Source organism: Treponema primitia (genome assembly GCF_046533075.1).
GTDB classification, from domain to species: Bacteria; Spirochaetota; Spirochaetia; order Treponematales; family Breznakiellaceae; genus Termitinema; species Termitinema primitia_B.
The window spans coordinates 1-16,528 of sequence record NZ_JAJQRB010000046.1; the positions used below are offsets into that span (position 1 = coordinate 1).

At 41.5% G+C, this 16,528-nt stretch carries 18 protein-coding genes; all 18 read right to left on the reverse strand.

The genetic code is table 11. The features are described 5' to 3' along the window. On the reverse strand, positions 1-861 hold an 861-nt coding region (locus LQZ19_RS09045), incomplete at its 3' end, for a class I SAM-dependent methyltransferase (RefSeq protein WP_411047350.1). A gap of 132 nt (positions 862-993) precedes the next feature. After that, the gene (locus LQZ19_RS09050; protein WP_411047351.1) at positions 994-2,022 is read right to left on the reverse strand and encodes an NAD-dependent epimerase/dehydratase family protein; all 1,029 of its coding nucleotides are present in this window, start codon (positions 2,020-2,022) and stop codon (positions 994-996) included. Next, positions 2,019-3,038 (reverse strand): radical SAM/SPASM domain-containing protein, encoded by a 1,020-nt coding sequence (locus tag LQZ19_RS09055; protein WP_411047352.1) that lies wholly within the window; start codon positions 3,036-3,038, stop codon positions 2,019-2,021. The genes LQZ19_RS09050 and LQZ19_RS09055 overlap by 4 nt, the downstream gene beginning before the upstream one ends. Next, positions 3,022-3,621 carry an NUDIX hydrolase gene (locus LQZ19_RS09060; protein WP_411047353.1) on the reverse strand — a complete coding sequence of 200 codons (600 nt, stop codon included), beginning with the start codon at positions 3,619-3,621 and terminating at the stop codon, positions 3,022-3,024. The genes LQZ19_RS09055 and LQZ19_RS09060 overlap by 17 nt, the downstream gene beginning before the upstream one ends. Then, a complete protein-coding gene (locus LQZ19_RS09065; RefSeq protein ID WP_411047354.1) occupies positions 3,608-4,159 on the reverse strand; it encodes a dTDP-4-dehydrorhamnose 3,5-epimerase family protein in 552 nt (183 codons plus the stop codon). The genes LQZ19_RS09060 and LQZ19_RS09065 overlap by 14 nt, the downstream gene beginning before the upstream one ends. Continuing rightward, on the reverse strand, positions 4,156-5,502 hold the full coding sequence (gene rfbH, locus LQZ19_RS09070) for a lipopolysaccharide biosynthesis protein RfbH (RefSeq protein ID WP_411047355.1): 1,347 nt from the start codon (positions 5,500-5,502) through the stop codon (positions 4,156-4,158). Before rfbH ends, LQZ19_RS09065 begins: the two co-directional genes overlap by 4 nt. After that, positions 5,499-6,119 (reverse strand): dTDP-4-dehydrorhamnose 3,5-epimerase, encoded by a 621-nt coding sequence (gene rfbC / locus LQZ19_RS09075; RefSeq protein ID WP_411047356.1) that lies wholly within the window; start codon positions 6,117-6,119, stop codon positions 5,499-5,501. Before rfbC ends, rfbH begins: the two co-directional genes overlap by 4 nt. 171 nt (positions 6,120-6,290) lie before the next feature. Then, the gene (locus LQZ19_RS09080; protein ID WP_411047357.1) at positions 6,291-7,436 is read right to left on the reverse strand and encodes a radical SAM protein; all 1,146 of its coding nucleotides are present in this window, start codon (positions 7,434-7,436) and stop codon (positions 6,291-6,293) included. A gap of 22 nt (positions 7,437-7,458) precedes the next feature. Continuing rightward, a complete protein-coding gene (gene rfbF, locus LQZ19_RS09085; protein WP_411047358.1) occupies positions 7,459-8,235 on the reverse strand; it encodes a glucose-1-phosphate cytidylyltransferase in 777 nt (258 codons plus the stop codon). A 75-nt stretch (positions 8,236-8,310) separates the two neighbouring features. Continuing rightward, positions 8,311-8,637, reverse strand: coding sequence for an EamA family transporter (locus LQZ19_RS09090; protein ID WP_411047359.1), 327 nt, complete (start codon positions 8,635-8,637; stop codon positions 8,311-8,313). Further along, positions 8,634-8,984 (reverse strand): EamA family transporter, encoded by a 351-nt coding sequence (locus LQZ19_RS09095; RefSeq protein WP_411047360.1) that lies wholly within the window; start codon positions 8,982-8,984, stop codon positions 8,634-8,636. The genes LQZ19_RS09090 and LQZ19_RS09095 overlap by 4 nt, the downstream gene beginning before the upstream one ends. Next, positions 8,977-10,245: a hypothetical protein gene (locus tag LQZ19_RS09100; protein WP_411047361.1), complete on the reverse strand. Its 1,269-nt coding sequence runs from the start codon at positions 10,243-10,245 to the stop codon at positions 8,977-8,979. The genes LQZ19_RS09095 and LQZ19_RS09100 overlap by 8 nt, the downstream gene beginning before the upstream one ends. Continuing rightward, on the reverse strand, positions 10,242-11,006 hold the full coding sequence (locus LQZ19_RS09105; RefSeq protein WP_411047362.1) for an outer membrane lipoprotein-sorting protein: 765 nt from the start codon (positions 11,004-11,006) through the stop codon (positions 10,242-10,244). Before LQZ19_RS09105 ends, LQZ19_RS09100 begins: the two co-directional genes overlap by 4 nt. Beyond that, positions 11,003-12,181 carry an ABC transporter permease gene (locus LQZ19_RS09110; protein WP_411047363.1) on the reverse strand — a complete coding sequence of 393 codons (1,179 nt, stop codon included), beginning with the start codon at positions 12,179-12,181 and terminating at the stop codon, positions 11,003-11,005. Before LQZ19_RS09110 ends, LQZ19_RS09105 begins: the two co-directional genes overlap by 4 nt. Positions 12,182-12,315: 134 nt before the next feature. Further along, the gene (locus LQZ19_RS09115) at positions 12,316-13,767 is read right to left on the reverse strand and encodes an ABC transporter permease (RefSeq protein WP_411047364.1); all 1,452 of its coding nucleotides are present in this window, start codon (positions 13,765-13,767) and stop codon (positions 12,316-12,318) included. Continuing rightward, positions 13,764-14,468 carry an ABC transporter ATP-binding protein gene (locus tag LQZ19_RS09120; RefSeq protein WP_411047365.1) on the reverse strand — a complete coding sequence of 235 codons (705 nt, stop codon included), beginning with the start codon at positions 14,466-14,468 and terminating at the stop codon, positions 13,764-13,766. The genes LQZ19_RS09115 and LQZ19_RS09120 overlap by 4 nt, the downstream gene beginning before the upstream one ends. Beyond that, entirely contained in the window at positions 14,434-15,522 is a 1,089-nt protein-coding gene (locus LQZ19_RS09125; protein ID WP_411047366.1) for a DUF1972 domain-containing protein, read from the reverse strand. The genes LQZ19_RS09120 and LQZ19_RS09125 overlap by 35 nt, the downstream gene beginning before the upstream one ends. Further along, on the reverse strand, positions 15,519-16,508 hold the full coding sequence (locus LQZ19_RS09130) for a class I SAM-dependent methyltransferase (RefSeq protein ID WP_411047367.1): 990 nt from the start codon (positions 16,506-16,508) through the stop codon (positions 15,519-15,521). The genes LQZ19_RS09125 and LQZ19_RS09130 overlap by 4 nt, the downstream gene beginning before the upstream one ends. Positions 16,509-16,528 lie beyond the last annotated feature (20 nt).

The following is a 16,528-nucleotide window of genomic DNA, read 5'->3' on the forward strand; positions in this document are numbered from 1 at the left end:
TTTTTTTCTTGCTTTTGGGGGTAAATGGGATATAAATTTTTTTTTTCCAGCCCCCCCTCCTCTTCCCCCCCCCCCCCCCCCCCCAATAATAGTTTCTATTTTTCCTCCAGTTCCTGCGGGAGTAAAAATAAGTTCCGCTTCACTGCTCCATGTTCCTTTTGCTATTATTTCAATACTATGCATTTCTTTTTCTTTCAGTGTATGCGCAATTTTTTTACAATTGGATGGATCAGGTTCAAAACCATACACTTTTTTATATTTGCCAGATGCAAATTCGAGAAATTTAACAATCGTTTTCCCATCGAAAACACCTGCATCTACATAGACTTCATTGCTAATAGGGCGCAAAAAGGGCATTCCAAAATACTCATCCTCCGTACCTGTTATCGTAATGAGCTGTTCTACGCTAAATCCATTTTGTACCAAGGAAACAGTTATTTCAGATAGATACTCAATTGTGCTTATAACAATAGTTGAATCTTTATACTTTTCTTTAAGCGTTTCAGGAGAAATTACATTGTAGCCGTAAAACAGTGTTTTTTGCTTTTCCTGTGAACTATCGCAAAAACATTCAATTTGTATGTCATGCATTGTCAAAACATTTAACACATCACGCCCCATCATCCAGCCTGCACCGTAAACTATAACTTTTTCCCCCCTATTATGGGTATTCAAAAAATCAAGAAAAGTCGGTCTGTCTTTATACCGCATCTTTTCATAATAATTGGCGATTTTAATAATATCATTGGTATGTTTTTTATCGTTATCAAAACAATACAACAATCGATGTAAAAATATCTCTTTTGATTCTTCATCTTGTAAAGACTCAAATACCGATCTTAACCGCGCATATTCATTCATAATACATAACCCCCTGTTAAATCCGAAAGTAAAAGTCCATTCCTCATGTGCTTAAGACATCACATCAGAACAATATATATAAGCAGATCTGTTTTCAATTGATCCCATTCACTAAAAATCACAAATAGTCTTCTATGATTTATTATACTTTAAAGTCAATTCTTCCAACAAATTATTCAAATCTGGATTGATACGTCGTCTAATATTTTTTTCAAACATCCAATCAATCGTCTCTTTTATCCCTTCTTTAAAAGAAATTTCCGATTTCCATCCAGGAACAAATTTCTTTATCTTTGAATTATTATAAATATCACACCACATGCGCTGTCCAGCAAAAGCCTTTCCAAAAAAAGATATAGCCATGTGAGTCGACACAGGAATGTTCATTTTAAGAATTTCATCTGCCGGAATATGAACATACTTTGGGGTTTTTACACCGAGTGTATCAAGCAGTATTTTCATGATATCAAGCCACGTTAACCATTCATCTCCGGTAATATGAAAATCTTCACCAATTGCGCTTGAACATCCCATTAATCCGACAAATGCTCTTGCAAAATCTTTTGAATGAGTTAAAGTCCACAGATTCGTTCCATCCCCTGCGATTAAAACTGGTTTTCCATCCAAACATCGTTGTGGAGCTGTAAAACAATTATGTCCGAGAGAAATTGGAATTATAGTATCATAGGTATGCGCGGGTCGCACAATAGTTACTGGAAAATCAAACTGGTTATATGCATCCATAAATACACGTTCTGCATATATCTTATCAAGCGCATAATTATAATCAGTTTCATCCCATTGAGGAGTATTCTCGCTATACGGAAGATATTTTGTTTTTCGTTGATATACAACTACTGAGCTAATAAAAATAAAATGCTTAGTTTTATCTCTAAATAAATCTATATCAAATTCTGCAAACTTCTTGTTATAACAAATAAAATCGGCTACAACGTCAAACTTCATATCGCCTAATACTTTTCTAATTTCCTCATGATTTCTTATATCCCCGGTTAGTTTGTGTACCTTTGCTTGAATTTCACGACGTGTTTTTGAAGTTACTCCTCTGTTCAATTCCCACACATCATGACCGGCCTCAAGAGCTTTTTGTACACAATACCAACTAATGTTACCATTTCCACCGATAAATAATATTTTCATATTCTATTCTCTCCATTGTAAAGTTTTTTCAATTCATCTGCAAATGCATCCAAATTATCAGGTTGCCCTTGTCTCATCTGTCCGCAATCGGTGCAAATTAGATGAGATTTTCGTTCTTTCCGCAAAAACATACTTTGATATTCCCGTAATTCACTACTATTCCAAATTTGTTTTGGTGTCCTCGTCCCCGCATTTCCCAGAAGCATTTTACGCGCCCAATCCAAAAAACACAGACTGTACGTCCCGTCAGAATTGATATTCAAACAATAAAATACGTATGGGCATACTTGCACCTCATTAATTGCTTGCCCATATACTCCCCTTGTTTTATTAATTTCGACTTTTTTCTGCTCAAAGGCCGGCCAACAATCCATTATACTTTCAATAAAAACGCCATCGGCTATATCACCAAAAATATCATAAAATTGCTGCTTCTCCGATTCAGTCAAAATATCACCATTTATTTTCACAATCATCTCACACTGTTTACGGTGTTCATAAAAATACCTAATATTATCCACAAATTTTTTAAAATCTATTTTATACTGCGAAAAATCCGCATATTGCGCTTCGTTTACACCTTCTACAGAAATATTGATTCTATCAAGTCCTGCATCAATTATATTTTTACTTAATTCCGGCGTTAATAAAGATGCATTTGTGGTGGTATCAACTCTATCGCAACAGCCTGATTCTTTCGCATATTTTACCATATTCGCAAAATGCGGATTAAGCAAAGGTTCGCCATCTTTATACAAACGGATAACTTTCACCTTATCTTCAAATTCACCAATATCATCTATAAGTTTTTTATAAAATTCAAAATCCATTACACCCCGCCCACGCTTTGCGGTGTTTTTCATCAGTTCCCTATCACCAGTGGGACAAAATTTACACTGAAAATTGCAAATATCAGATGGATCAATATTGATAATAAACGGAGTCCGCAAAGGGATAACTGTTTCCAGTTTCGTCCTGTTTTCAAGGTCTATTCTTGGTTTAATTTGCGCTTTCAATTATTTCTCCTCTATATTTGTTATCAAAATCAATAAATGTAATTTTTTTTCCTTTTATGCAAGGATATTCTTTCTGATCCATATTATCATTAATAAATTGCCGATAATCATTTTGAAGAATTTGCAAATTTTTTGGCGCACACTCATGCCACTCTAAATATCCGGTATCGTATCGGTCTTTCCCCGCATTATTAGGAACATAATCTACCGGTACAAAACATCTATATAAAAACGAAATAAAATGGGCACGATTATCCATATTTAATGCAAACCCCTGCCGAATACCGATAGGTTCAGGCAGGAACGAAACTTCTGTCCCCAATTCTTTTATCCCTGTTTTATGTATACGCTGTGATACTGTTTCCTTAAAACGGATTATCCCACCTGGTATATGCCAAGCATTTCCATACTGCTCATCATTTCTCCAGGCCAAAAGTGTTCGCCCTTGTTTATCCTTAACTAATAAATCAACATTTACTAAGGGCGTTACCCTGCTGATAAAATAAAATATCTCATCTGGCAATCCCACGGTCTTATCGGGAATACTCTTGTCAAGAAACGCGACTGCTTCATTTATTAGCATAGGACTTTTCTCCCAAGAAATTCTGCATGGTCGGAAACTTATTATCCCGTTCCGAAACTATTGGATGTTCAATATGCCAGTCAAAGCCAATAGAGCTATACAAAACACCTTTATCACATTCTTTGTTGTAACAAGATGTCTGGGCATAATGCACAATACTCTCTTCCGTCAAAGCGTAAAAACCATGCGCAACACCTGCAGGTATATACAAAAAATCCCCTGATGCAGCACAAAGCGTTGTCGAAAATACGTGTTTAAATGAAGGGCTGTTTTGCCGAAGGTCAACTGTAACATCCAGGATACTGCCGCAGCTCACATATACCAGCTTGGCATGTTCATACGGCGGAATCTGAAAATGCATACCCCGTATTACATCTTTATGGGAAACTGAATAATACAACTCCTTAAAATCACCTTGTAACCCATGTTCTTTAAATATATTAAAGTTAAAAAATTTTTGAAAGCTACCCCGTTCGTCAGCGACAACCGGAGAAATACCCTGGAATTGCCCTTCAATTGACGTGGAAACAAAATTCATTTTATTTCCTCTCTGAAATAGCGATGAATTATAGAAATCATCTGGTCAATCATTTCATCATTCATCCCCGGATACACCCCAATCCAGAAGGTATCGCGCATTATACGGTCAGTTGTCTCCAGCGTTCCCACAACCCGATAGCCGCTACCTGACTCCCGCGCTTCATCAAAACACGGATGCCGCAACAAATTCCCCGCAAAAAGCATCCGTGTCTGGATATTATTTTTTTCCAGGTATTGCACCAAATCATTTCGGCTAACCCCATTTTTACAGGTAATTAAAAATCCGAACCAGCTTGGGTTTGCATCTGGAGCGCTTTCCGGCAAAATCAACGCATCCCGCAAATCCTTTAGTCCGTCATATAACCGTTGCCAATTCTGCCGCCTGCGCTCTGTAAATGATGATAGTTTTTCCATTTGAGCACAGCCGATTGCCGCCTGCATATCCGTTGCTTTCAAGTTATACCCGAAATGACTATAAACATATTTGTGGTCATATCCATGCGGCAATTCACTGTATTGATTGTCATACCGATGCCCGCACAGATTATCCACACCTGACGGACATATACAATCCCGCCCCCAATCCCGCATAGAACGGACGATTTTATGCAATAGCGGATTATTCGTATATACTGCACCTCCTTCTCCCATTGTTATATGATGAGGCGGATAAAAACTCGATGTCCCAATATCTCCTACACTCCCGGTTAATTTTTCAACACCATTAATGGCATAGACCGTCCCAAGTGCATCACAATTATCCTCGACAAGCCAAAGATGATGTGTGTCGCAGAAAGATTTTACCGCATTAAGGTCAAACGGATTCCCCAACGTATGGGCAAGCATTACCGCCTTTGTTTTCGACGACAACGCTTTTTCGAGTAGCGTTACATCAATGTTGTATTGAGGAAGCGTTACGTCTACAAACACCGGTACCGCACCGTATTGCATTATTGGCGTAACCGTCGTTGGAAACCCTGCGGCAACAGTAATTACCTCATCTCCCCGTCTTATGGCACGTTTCTCCAAAAGAGGGGATGTTAATGCCATAAACGCTAATAAATTTGCAGATGAACCGGAATTTACCAATGAACAAAATGAAACGCCGATATATTGGGCAAGTTTTTTCTCGAACTGTTCCGTATAGCGTCCGGAAGTGAGCCAAAACTCCAAGGCGCTATCCACAAGATTTACCATCTCTTGTTCATCATACACCCGCCCGGCGTACGCAATGCGTTCTCCGTTTTGATATAGCGGTTTCTGCATATAGTTTTTATAGTACGCCTTTATACTCATAAGTATTGCATCTAATGCTTCTTTCGCACTCTTTCTCTTAATCATACCGCTAACCTCCGCAATATGATATATGGTGCTATTCTAGCATTGCTGTTTTTTAGCCTCCGACATATATATGGGGGGGGGGGGGGGGGGTCATCCAGCAACGCATGTCCTGCGTCTTTCTGTGAAACTACACTCACTTCTAGCGGCCAACGTACACCCACCTTTGGATCATCGTAACGCACCGCCCCTTCAGCTTCTTTGCAATAAGCCGCTGTTGACATGTACACCATCTCCACATTATCCTCCAATGTTTGCACCCCGTGTGCGCACCCCTCGGGAACCACCAGTGCCTTCATGTTTTCCACAGACAACACCTCCCCGTGCCATTGTAGAAAAGTAGGCGACCCCTTACGTAAATCTATCGCTACGTCAAAAATACTCCCCTTTACGCAACGTACAATCTTCATCTCACTATGCGGTGGATACTGAAAGTGCATCCCGCGTATCGTCCCCTTATTTTTTGTCATTGAATGATTAATTTGTACAATCACCAAATTGGGACGTATCGTCGATAGTTCCTCTTGACAGAAAATCCGATTAAAAAAACCTCGCTCATCACGGAAAGGGTCGGATAAAATTGTTTTAACGCCTTCAATTTTAGTATTTTCAATTTTCATCTTCTAATTTTCTCCCGCTAACATAAAAATATTTAAATATCAGCCGCTCCATACACACCGGCCTTTCCACGTCTGTCTCAGACTTTGTGAACCTTACACCTCTCTCCACCACTGTCTTGATGTTCCATCGCAGCTCCCAACTTAATACTTCCCTTCACAATGAAAGATTTGTCATACCACATCTTTTCTGCGCCCATTACCCCGGGGATCTAAACGCTTTTCCCACTCAGGTGAAAATTCCTTTCCTATCTGAAAAAAAGAACTTCGCTTGTTCCAATTGGCGAAGGAAGATTGGTAACAATTCCCGCACGAATCCGGCATGGCTTTTTCCTGATTAACAGCTTCCCTGAACCGCACAAACTCTTCTCCGTTCCACATTGCGTCAAAATCTGTGTATTTATCTATATGAAAAAGCTTGATAGGCGTAGACATACAGGGGCGTACATATCCATCGGACCCGAGAAAAAAATCCCGCCATGCGGTATAACATGGCTTATGGGGAGCATCACCGGCGGGGTCCTCCCCACGCAGATGCGGTAGTTTTACCGCTATTCCACAGTCCTTTGCAACCCGGTACGCCTCGTCAAAAACATTCTTCACCTCGCCCATTTCATCAAACAAAGATTCCCCGGCCAGGGCGCCATCAAAAACCGTCAAAAACACGCCCTTCGCTTCATCAAGCCCTATATCCACCGCTAGTTTAACAATCGCAGGCAACTCATGCAGGTTACCCTTCATAAGCGTTGTAACAAAGTTCATATACGGCCAGGGCGTACCGATCCGTTTTTTCTCTGTCACAATCGCTTTAATATTCTCAATAATAGTATCAAACTTCGCCCCGCGCCGTATCGCATTGTTCCGTTCCCCAGTTGCTGCATCAATGCTAATGGCGATAACGTCAACCTGTTCATCAAAAATCGTAGGCAACAGTTTGCCCAGCCTCATACCGTTAGTACAGAAATATTTCCGCAAGCCACGCTTATTTGCCCACGCAAGAAACTCTGTAAACTGCGGATGCATCGTTGGCTCTCCCCAGCCCATCAATGTAACTTCCTCAATATCCGCAACAACATCATCAAATTTTTCTAGCCACCCTATATCAAAATGTGCCGCTGTGAATTCCTTCGCGTTTCTTCCGCACATAACACAGTTAAGATTGCATGCGTTTGTCATTTCAAACACAAGCCGCTGCGGCCTTGATTCCAGCACTATCTTTCCGGCTTTCATTTCTCCCGTGTTTTTTACGGTGTTTTCACGACGCTTTACCGATAATTCGCGCGTTTTAATCAATGCGTCTGTCTTTGCACGTAAAATCATTTTCACTCCTTTCTACGCTTCATTATTGCCACAGCTTCCATGGAGCCTTCCCTGATGACCACAGATTAGACAACTCATTTTTGTCTTTAAGGGTGTCCATAGCCTTCCAAAACCCCCCGTGCTTATACGCATTGAGCTGCCCATTCTCCGCCAGTTTCTCAAGAGGCTGACGCTCAAGCACCGTTGCATCCCCGTCAGTAAGGTAGTTAAATATCTGCGGTTCCATCACGAAGAATCCTCCATTAATCCAGGCGCCATCGCCACCCGGTTTTTCATTGAACGCAGAAATTCCTCCGTCGCCATTAATTACCAACGCGCCAAAACGGCCGACGGGCAACACCGCAGTTAAGGTAACGTACTTACCCGCCGCTTCATGACTTTTAACAAGATCCGGTATGTTAACATCGCCTACTCCGTCTCCGTAAGTCAGCATAAACCGCTCTTCTCCGATAAAATCGCGGGCTTCCAGAATCCTTCCACCGGTCATGGTGTTTTTCCCGGTATACAGCATCGTTACTTTCCACGGTTCGTTCCGGTGCTTGTGTACTTCCACAGTATTGTTTCCCATATCAACGGTAATATCAGAGTAACGGGTATAGTAATTTATGAAATAATCTTTGATGATGTGCGATTTATACCCGGTCAGCACCACGAATTCATTAAACCCCCAGTAAGAATACAGCTTCATGATATGCCAGAGAATCGGCCGACCATGAATTTCTACCATCGGCTTGGGCTTCAAATCGGTCTCTTCAGAAATTCGTGTGCCAAGCCCTCCGGCTAATATAACTACTTTCATAACACCCTCTTTTAATCGTTTTTATCAAACGAACAATGGGTATTTTAATACTTCTCATACATTTTGTCAATTAATTTATTGCCGTGTAAGAAAAAAAACCCCCATTAGTATAAAACTTACTCCAAATATTTTACCTTTATTGATTTTTTCATTCAGAAACCTATTGGATATAAACATGGTCCATATATAACAAATACCACCTATGGGGATAACAACGGAATAGGGCATTCTCTGTAAAATCCAAATATTAACAAGCGCGCTTATAAAATATAAAAAACCGCCGATGTAAAGGTATTTGCTTTTCAATATAGAAAGCAAAGAACCGCCGGAAGTGGACTTTTTTAAAAGAAAACTTGCGGCAGCGGCTACGATGGTCATTAAGAGAATAAGAATGTAGTTCATGTATTACCGCTTATTCCAAGAAGTATTACACCTATCATTATCATGGCAACACCGGTAATTTTTAACGAAGTAATCTGCTCTTGAAAGATTAAAGAGCCCAATATCAATGAAAAAACATAACTAGTGCTGTTTATCGGCTGCAAAACAGAAAGATCACCGTACCGGTATGCAAAAATCATTGCAAGGGCGCCGATTCCAAAAATAAAAAAACCGCCAATAATATGAATCAAACTAAAATTCGGCATGAGTTTCCAAATAAGCTGACCAGTACAGAGACAAATTGAACAGAAAAGCATCAAAACTATGCCTTTCCATCTATTTTTAGGTGAATTAATCTGTTTACTCATAATGCCCGTACTTATAATCACCACTGATGGTAACCAGGAATACCACCGCAAAGGGGCGGTTGTTTCTATCTGCGTTATTTCTGTAATAGGCAAGAGTGGAATTTTCATCAATCCTGCTGCCCAAAGCCATGGGAACCGCCAGGGAGATATTTACATGGGGTAAGGGATCAATGGTCAAGCCCGGAACCAGTTGGGCCGCGGCTTCGTTAACGCCGTAAAGCCACTGGGTAAAAAAGCGGAACCCCCACAGACCGCCGGGTTTATACACCACATTCATGGCAATATTAAGACCATTGATAAATGGGGAAATATATTCATCCCGCAGATCCGTTCCCAGACGAAACCAGCCGGCGCCGTACTCACTGTTATAAAATAATTCTCCGTTTATCCGAAGCATTTCCCCGAAAATGTCCTGGTAAAACCCAAGATTGCCGGAAATTTTAAAGTCCTCCCAGGTTTCATGTTCGACGGAAGCCATGGCTTCGGCATAGAGTTCAGTATTTGCTATGGTGCTTTTAACCGAAATAAAACCCCGCAGGGGCATGGCCTTAAGGAAGAAAAGGCCCGCGTCTATATCCGCCCGGGGTAAAGCAATGTTGTATTTACCTCCGTATCCGATTTCCCGAAAGGCCGGAAGACTAGGATCTGCCCAAAACCCTTTACGGGTCAGGGCCAACAGCTGTATCCCTCCAATACCGATGGGTATATCAACTTTGGCGATATAGGGGTCCCCCCCCTTATTAGCGGGAACCCGGGATAACAGATTAGTAAAGGGATAATTAGGAGAAATGCCCCAGGTAAGGTCGTATTTCCCGGCGCGCATAAAAACTACATTATTAATATTATAATCAAAATAAAATTCCTCTACAGAAATACCGAAATCGGGAAAAGAAAAAGAAAACCTATTATAAACCCGCAAGGTTTCGGAAATCCGGAAGTCAAGCCCCAGTCCGGCGACCATATTCGTGCCGATGATATGAGAATACTCTTCATCCTCCGTATCCCAGTACCAGGGCGCTTCGGTCCAGCCGGGGGCAATGCCGCCGTAGAAAGAATAGGCGGCATCCAGGGAAAAACCCCTTTGCCGTATGCTGCTCGAAAGGATACTGTTGCCGGAAGATTCCTCCAACGTCTGCTCTTCCGGAGGGTCGTCAAAAAGGGAATCCAGGTCGGCGTCTAATAGATCCGTTGTTTCGGCAAAAAGGGATACAGCGACCAGCAATAAGAAAACTAATAACAGAAATACGCGGAGAGGGTTCACCGGTTAACCGTCTCCAAAAAGGTCTTGGAAAATACCGAGTCGGCTACCGCCTCAAAGGAGGGTTTGTTAATAGTGAACTGGGTTTTTTCGTTTACAAATTTACCATCAATCACAGCGCCCTTTAATTCTTCAACAAAAAGCATCCTTTTGGGTACAAAGCGGTTTCCAATTTGGTAATAATCCGGAATGGCGGAGCTGCGCAGGAGCTGTCCGGAAAGGCTGTAATCTTCGGTCTTTCGTACCAGACCGTCTTCGCTGATCCAGATTTTCATCTTTGGATAGGTAACTTCATTGGTCAGCGCTTCCAGGTTTAAAACCCTGCATCTGAAACGGCCAAGGGCTGCGTCCTCCCCTCCGGTAATCCGGTAATCCTCCGCTAGGGTAGACCGGGTAAAGTCAGAATTCCTGGCATTGGTGTTCTGGAAACGTTCGGTACTATTGGTACTATTGAACCGGCGGCTTTCGGGATCGTAAAACCAGAGGGTCTTATCCTGTTTAAGGTAGCCCTGCCCCCGGCTTATGGCGGGCTGGAGGATCACGATAACATAGGTTTCCCGGGAATCCCTGCGGAATATCCCAGCCACGGTGGTAGACCGGCTTTGCCCAGGCCGGTCTTGGACTATGGTATATTCCGCAGAAAAATCCATATTATAATAACTAACCAAACTGTCCGCCTGACGCAGGAGTTCTTGATCCGTAAGAGCCCAAAGGCCGTAAGAACAGAGGTATACCAGGAAAATGCTTAAAATAGATTTTTTCATATTGCCTCCCCGGATAGCAAAACCGGCAGAGGCGCCCGGGATGAACGGAATACCGGCAAAATTGACGCTATAATGAGCATACAGAATACGGCGCCAAGGTTAACCAGCATGGTCTTTGGGAGGAACAGGGCGGTAAGTCTGCCATCCTTCATAAATATCTCAAAACTGTGAATCCAGGTGAAAGATATAAATGAAACCCCCCAAACAAAAAAGCGTACAAAAATAAAACCCGCAATAATTGAAATGATTCCCAAAAATACTGTCTCCATCAATAAAATATACCCAACATCTCCTTCATAAAAACCAATAGCCCGAAGGGTCCCAATCTCCCGGGTACGCTCATGAAGGATGAGACGGTAGGTAACCGATGCGCTCACCAGAATAATAAGAAGCATCATCCCGTAAAGAAAATAACTTAGGATGTTTATGGCATCAAGAAGTTCTGCAACCTCAGAAAGGTACACCGGAATGGTAAGAACAAAAACCTTAACCCCTTCCCAGGTTCCATCCAGTTCCCGGCTCAATTCATCCCGGTCATGAACTATGGGGGCGGTGTTGATATGTCTTTCCAGTTCTTCCGTAAGAGCGATTCTCTTTTTCTCCACTGCTACACGGTTATCCAGAAAGAAACCTATGGTAGAACAATCCTCTTCCTCAAAGCCGATAAGGTCATTCAAAGCCCGGCGGGATATATAGGCTTTATAATACCCAAAAATAGTTGTATCTTCAATAATACCCGCCACAATAAACACGGCGGTATTTTTTTGGCCTGTTTTGGTTTCCCCTTCCAGAATCAGGCTATCTCCTATCCGGGCCTGGAATTTTTGGGCCACCGGAGAAGAGAGCAGAATACTATCATCCCCTTCTATAGGTCCCCGGGGAGGCTCCATATAGTTAAGGCGGCTAAAGTAGTCCGCTTCAATCTCCCAGTCGACGCCGATAAGGTACTTATGTAATACCGCCGCTCCATTGTAATAAAGTATCCCCTTATCAATAAGGTTGGTCCGTTTTACCACACGTTCAGGATTAAGACCCGATAATTCGGCGCTCTCTGTCACGGCGGCTATTTCCTCCTGGTTCATATGCAATTCCCGCCGGAAATCACGATCGTAACCCACGGCGGTGATATCACCGGCATAATGGGATTGGGCGGAAAGATACACATTCTCGGACATTCCATCCTTGACAGAGGTAATAAGAGTGATAATAGAAAAACAGAAAGCAAGGGCAAGGAAGAGGAAGAAGTATCGGCGACGGTATCGGAATAGGTAGCGCAAGGCCATTTGGAGGAGAAGGAAAAACTTCATGCTCAGCCCTGACGAATGGCAGCTATGGGTTCTATGCGGACTGCGGTTTCCACAGGGTAGAGGGATGCCGCCATGCCCAGAATAACCGCAACAGCAAGGGACACTGCAGCTACGGAGGGGACAAATTCCACGATCAACGCCCGGCCGCCCATGAGAGAAGCGATAAGACTATTAGGAATAACAATGCCAGCTTTATTTATCAGGGAAAAAACGAAAAGGCCCCCAAGTACTCCGGCAAGTCCACCCAAACAGGCCAAAATGCAGTTTTCCCCCAGTATTAAAAAGCGGATATATCCATCGGAAGCGCCGATGGCCCGGAGGGCGCCTATTTCCCGGGTACGGCGGAAAACTGAAATAAGGAGGAGGTTAATTACCACCATTACCCCTGCGATACCCACCAGTATTACTCCGCTGTTAAACAGCGCACTAAGCAAGAGCAAGGTCATGGCGGACATTCCCGCAGCGGTCCGCCAGCCCACCGCCGTAACCCCGTAGGGGGTGAGCTTTTTATTAAAGGACGTGATAAAATGCATAGGGGAAATCCCTTTTTCAAGCCTGAGGATTATAAAATTCCAGTCACCCCCGACAGCAGCAACAGTATCCGTAACGATGTCCTCTTTTAAATAATTCTCCAGGTAGTCCACAGAAAAAACCCCTTCATCGGAGCTTTCAAGGGAACCGGCAAAAAGGTCATCACCAAAAAGATCACCGGGATCAAGATCAAGCAGCGCCAAGGCATCTTCCCCCGCTTCTGCATCGGAAGTAGCTACCTGTATTGAAGAAAGTACCCGGACCGTCTGGGGATCCATCAGCACCACCTCGTTCATTGACTGTCCGGGATTACGGTAACGGTAAATACCGGTTAGAGGGAGCTCCCGGATCTTAAACCCCGTCTCTCCGCCGGAAGTCATAAGAATGGGCATACCGATTTCAAGCCGGTTGCCGGTACGTTTTTCCAGGCGTTCCGCCCGATCCGCAGTAATCATGACGCCGTATTCACCTTCCTCAAGCAGGCGGCCTTCCTCTAGGACAATGCCCGGGAAAAGTGAGAAATAAGCGGCGGCGTCTATGCCAAAAACCAGAACCGGCTCCTGAATGTCCAGAATTTCCATATATGCGGAACACACTACCTGGCCGGCGATCCCAACAACTCCCGGTTCTGCGGTCGCAATATCCATCACCGCATTATAAGCGGGAATAACCGGGATGGTAAAATAGCTGTCTATAATGGGAGTATTTGCGCCAAAGAGTCCCATACTCACCTGGTCTGTTTTCTGAATAAGCACATCACCGGTAAAATTTTCAGTATAGGCATTCCGCAACTCCCTGTCGGTTCTGCCAATAAGACTGTTACCGGTAAAAAAAACAAAGGTAATAGATGCCACAAGCAGTAGAATGATTAGGCTGCTTTTTTTATTTCTGATAATGTTTTTTAGTATTATAAGACAAATCATTTCCGCCGCTCCGACTCCACAAGGCCGTCCCGGAGAAATATAATATGATCCGCCATTTCCCAAATATCAGGATCGTGGGTGGAGAATATAAAAGTGGTACCCTCATCCCGGTTAATTTTTTTCATCAGTGATAAAATCCGTTCCCCATTGGCGGTATCGAGATTTGCGGTAGGTTCATCGGCAATTACTATCTTAGGCTTTGCAACCAGGGCTCGTGCAACAGCTACCCGCTGCTGCTGCCCACCGGAAAGTTCCGCCGGCTTGTGGTTCCGCCGGTCCGCAAGACCAACCTCTTCCAAAAGATATTCCGCCCGCTGCCGCCGCGCCGCTTTACCACCTCCCTTTTTCGCTATTATCAGGGGTAGTTCCACATTTTCCAAAACACTTAAAACCGGCAAAAGATTAAAGGACTGGAACACAAAGCCTATCAAGTCCCGGCGCATTCGAGCCAGTTCCCGGCGGCCCAGTCCTCCGGTTTCCCGGTTTTCAATGAGGACACTACCACGGGTAGGCTGGTCAATGAGGCCGACAATGTTCATCATGGTAGTTTTACCGGATCCGGATGGCCCCGCAATAGCAATAAAGTCACCACCGGAAAGTTCCAGGTTTATTCCCCTGAGGGCATCAACTTGTACTTTGCCCATGGGGTAGGTTTTCCAGAGATTCTTAATGGTTATCATAGGTCTGATACAATTCTTCATATTTTGATGCAATAATACTCCACCTATATCTATTATCAGCAATAAGTTCCATTTTTTCCCCAATATCATTTAATTTTTTTTCATTAAGCTGTAATAAATAATTATATAATTCTTCCGCGCTCGACCAATATATACATTGATTTTCTGTAGTATACCTATTATAGATACAATCAAAGGCTAATATGGGAAGTCCAAAATACATAGCCTCAACAAGAGAAGGATTTGTCCCCCCTCGAGAATGTCCATGGACATTTAGAAAAGCTCTCGTTCGCAAGAAACCGATGTCTTTATAATCGTATATTTGGTCCAACAAATAGATATGACTAAATTTAGAGTATCTCTCTATAAGGCTTAATCCGTATTTACTATTTTTCCAATTCCCTACTATAACGAGCTCTATGCTTTTTTGCCTTGCAAAGGCCTCTAAAATCAAGTGTATATTATTTTCAGGTTCAATTCTATATATACCAATTGCATATTTTTTTTTATTAAATGGATATTTCTTATTGAATAATTCATTATCGCATCCAATTTTTTGTATGTGGTCAGCTCCGTATTCTATTAGTATAGCAACCTTATTATAAGTTTCTTTAACATAATCTATAATCCCTTTATTATCCCCAATTATTATATCTGAATATTTAATAGCCATCTCTTCAGATAAATGTAAATAAAATTGAACAAGTACATTCCATTTGCTTCGTTTCCACTCTATTCCATCTATGTTGGTGATTATTATGCCATGATATAATAATTTAATTATCGGAAAAAAAATAGCACCTGAAATCCCAAGAACAAGCATTATATTAGTATTTAGGGATTGCAACATTGCAATAATATCATATATTATGCTTGATATCCCATTTGGCTTTAAATTGATATATTTTAATTTAGCGTTTAAATACTCCTCTTTTTTTATGGTATATATTTTTGAAGAGCAAAAGATCGTATATTTATTACTGCTTGATTGAAATTTTGCAAGATTTTCAGCGAGCGTTTCAAAACCACCATATTTTGATGGAACACCGGCCGTACCAATAATTGATACATTCATTCCTTAATGAATTTAGCCTTAATAGATTGTAATAGCTTAAATATATCTCTTAAGGGTTTTGTAATTCTGAACGATCTTGAAGACAATAGTGAGTCTATCGTATTTTGTAACATTTTTTTCTCTAGTGCAAATTGAGCTATCATAGAACCTGATAAATAATTCGTATTCTTCCTTAAAATATTGATAATATTATCCTGCATAGTGGAAATTTGAGTGCCCGATAAAATTACATTATGACTAGCCTGTAATACAACATTAAATTCTAATGTATTTATTTCAGTACCCCAAAAATCCGATACTTGAAATGGAAATAATGAAAAGCTAGTCATATAATATAATAATAGCAAAAATGATTCCGGGGTGAAAACATTGTAATGAACGTCCATATATTCGCCCGCCCGCGCTTTTTCATATAGATGAATAGCATCATTAACGTACTCGGTTCCACGAAGCCTAAGTTCCTCGAAATTATCAGGGTTATTCCACCAAAATACATCATCATTTTTTGTCGAACTACAGACATGATCAAGCACTGCAATTGGATTATTGGAAATATGATTCTTATAAATATCATAACATTCCGAAAATGACGTTGGATTACGATAATGATCGAAACAATATCTTTTATCCGGTATTGTTAAGCACAATTTTCCATCCGGATTTAATATCTTAACGATATCTTGAAAAAATAAAATCAATTGCGGTATATGTTCTATAACATGGCTCATAACTACATAATCAAATTTTTCAACATCCAATAAACTTTTGGAATAAGATTCTTCTTTTATAATAAAATCAATATCGACTATTTTCTCCTTGTCTACAACCGTTTCGTTTTTATAGAATTCTTTTAATTCATCTTTTGAACGAATATCCGCATAAAACACATTATTGATTCCATTTTTAGCTATCATTGGTGTCGTTAATGGGCCAATTTCGAGTATACGTTTATTTTTATCAATAGTCTCTAAATAAGGGCGAAGCACAAATGTTTTCCTTTTGAAGT

Excerpts from the sequence above, each read along its gene's own strand:
- LQZ19_RS09065 (WP_411047354.1), bottom strand. The coding sequence starts at position 4,159 with ATGAATTTTGTTTCCACGTCAATTGAAGGGCAATTCCAGGGTATTTCT.
- rfbF (WP_411047358.1), bottom strand. The coding sequence starts at position 8,235 with ATGAAAGTAGTTATATTAGCCGGAGGGCTTGGCACACGAATTTCTGAA.
- LQZ19_RS09090 (WP_411047359.1), bottom strand. The coding sequence starts at position 8,637 with ATGAACTACATTCTTATTCTCTTAATGACCATCGTAGCCGCTGCCGCA.
- LQZ19_RS09060 (WP_411047353.1), bottom strand. The coding sequence starts at position 3,621 with ATGCTAATAAATGAAGCAGTCGCGTTTCTTGACAAGAGTATTCCCGAT.
- LQZ19_RS09125 (WP_411047366.1), bottom strand. The coding sequence starts at position 15,522 with ATGAATGTATCAATTATTGGTACGGCCGGTGTTCCATCAAAATATGGT.
- LQZ19_RS09120 (WP_411047365.1), bottom strand. The coding sequence starts at position 14,468 with ATGAAGAATTGTATCAGACCTATGATAACCATTAAGAATCTCTGGAAA.
- LQZ19_RS09115 (WP_411047364.1), bottom strand. The coding sequence starts at position 13,767 with ATGATTTGTCTTATAATACTAAAAAACATTATCAGAAATAAAAAAAGC.
- LQZ19_RS09105 (WP_411047362.1), bottom strand. The coding sequence starts at position 11,006 with ATGAAAAAATCTATTTTAAGCATTTTCCTGGTATACCTCTGTTCTTAC.
- LQZ19_RS09080 (WP_411047357.1), bottom strand. The coding sequence starts at position 7,436 with ATGATTTTACGTGCAAAGACAGACGCATTGATTAAAACGCGCGAATTA.
- rfbC (WP_411047356.1), bottom strand. The coding sequence starts at position 6,119 with ATGAAAATTGAAAATACTAAAATTGAAGGCGTTAAAACAATTTTATCC.
- LQZ19_RS09050 (WP_411047351.1), bottom strand. The coding sequence starts at position 2,022 with ATGAAAATATTATTTATCGGTGGAAATGGTAACATTAGTTGGTATTGT.
- rfbH (WP_411047355.1), bottom strand. The coding sequence starts at position 5,502 with ATGATTAAGAGAAAGAGTGCGAAAGAAGCATTAGATGCAATACTTATG.
- LQZ19_RS09095 (WP_411047360.1), bottom strand. The coding sequence starts at position 8,984 with ATGAGTAAACAGATTAATTCACCTAAAAATAGATGGAAAGGCATAGTT.
- LQZ19_RS09110 (WP_411047363.1), bottom strand. The coding sequence starts at position 12,181 with ATGTCCGAGAATGTGTATCTTTCCGCCCAATCCCATTATGCCGGTGAT.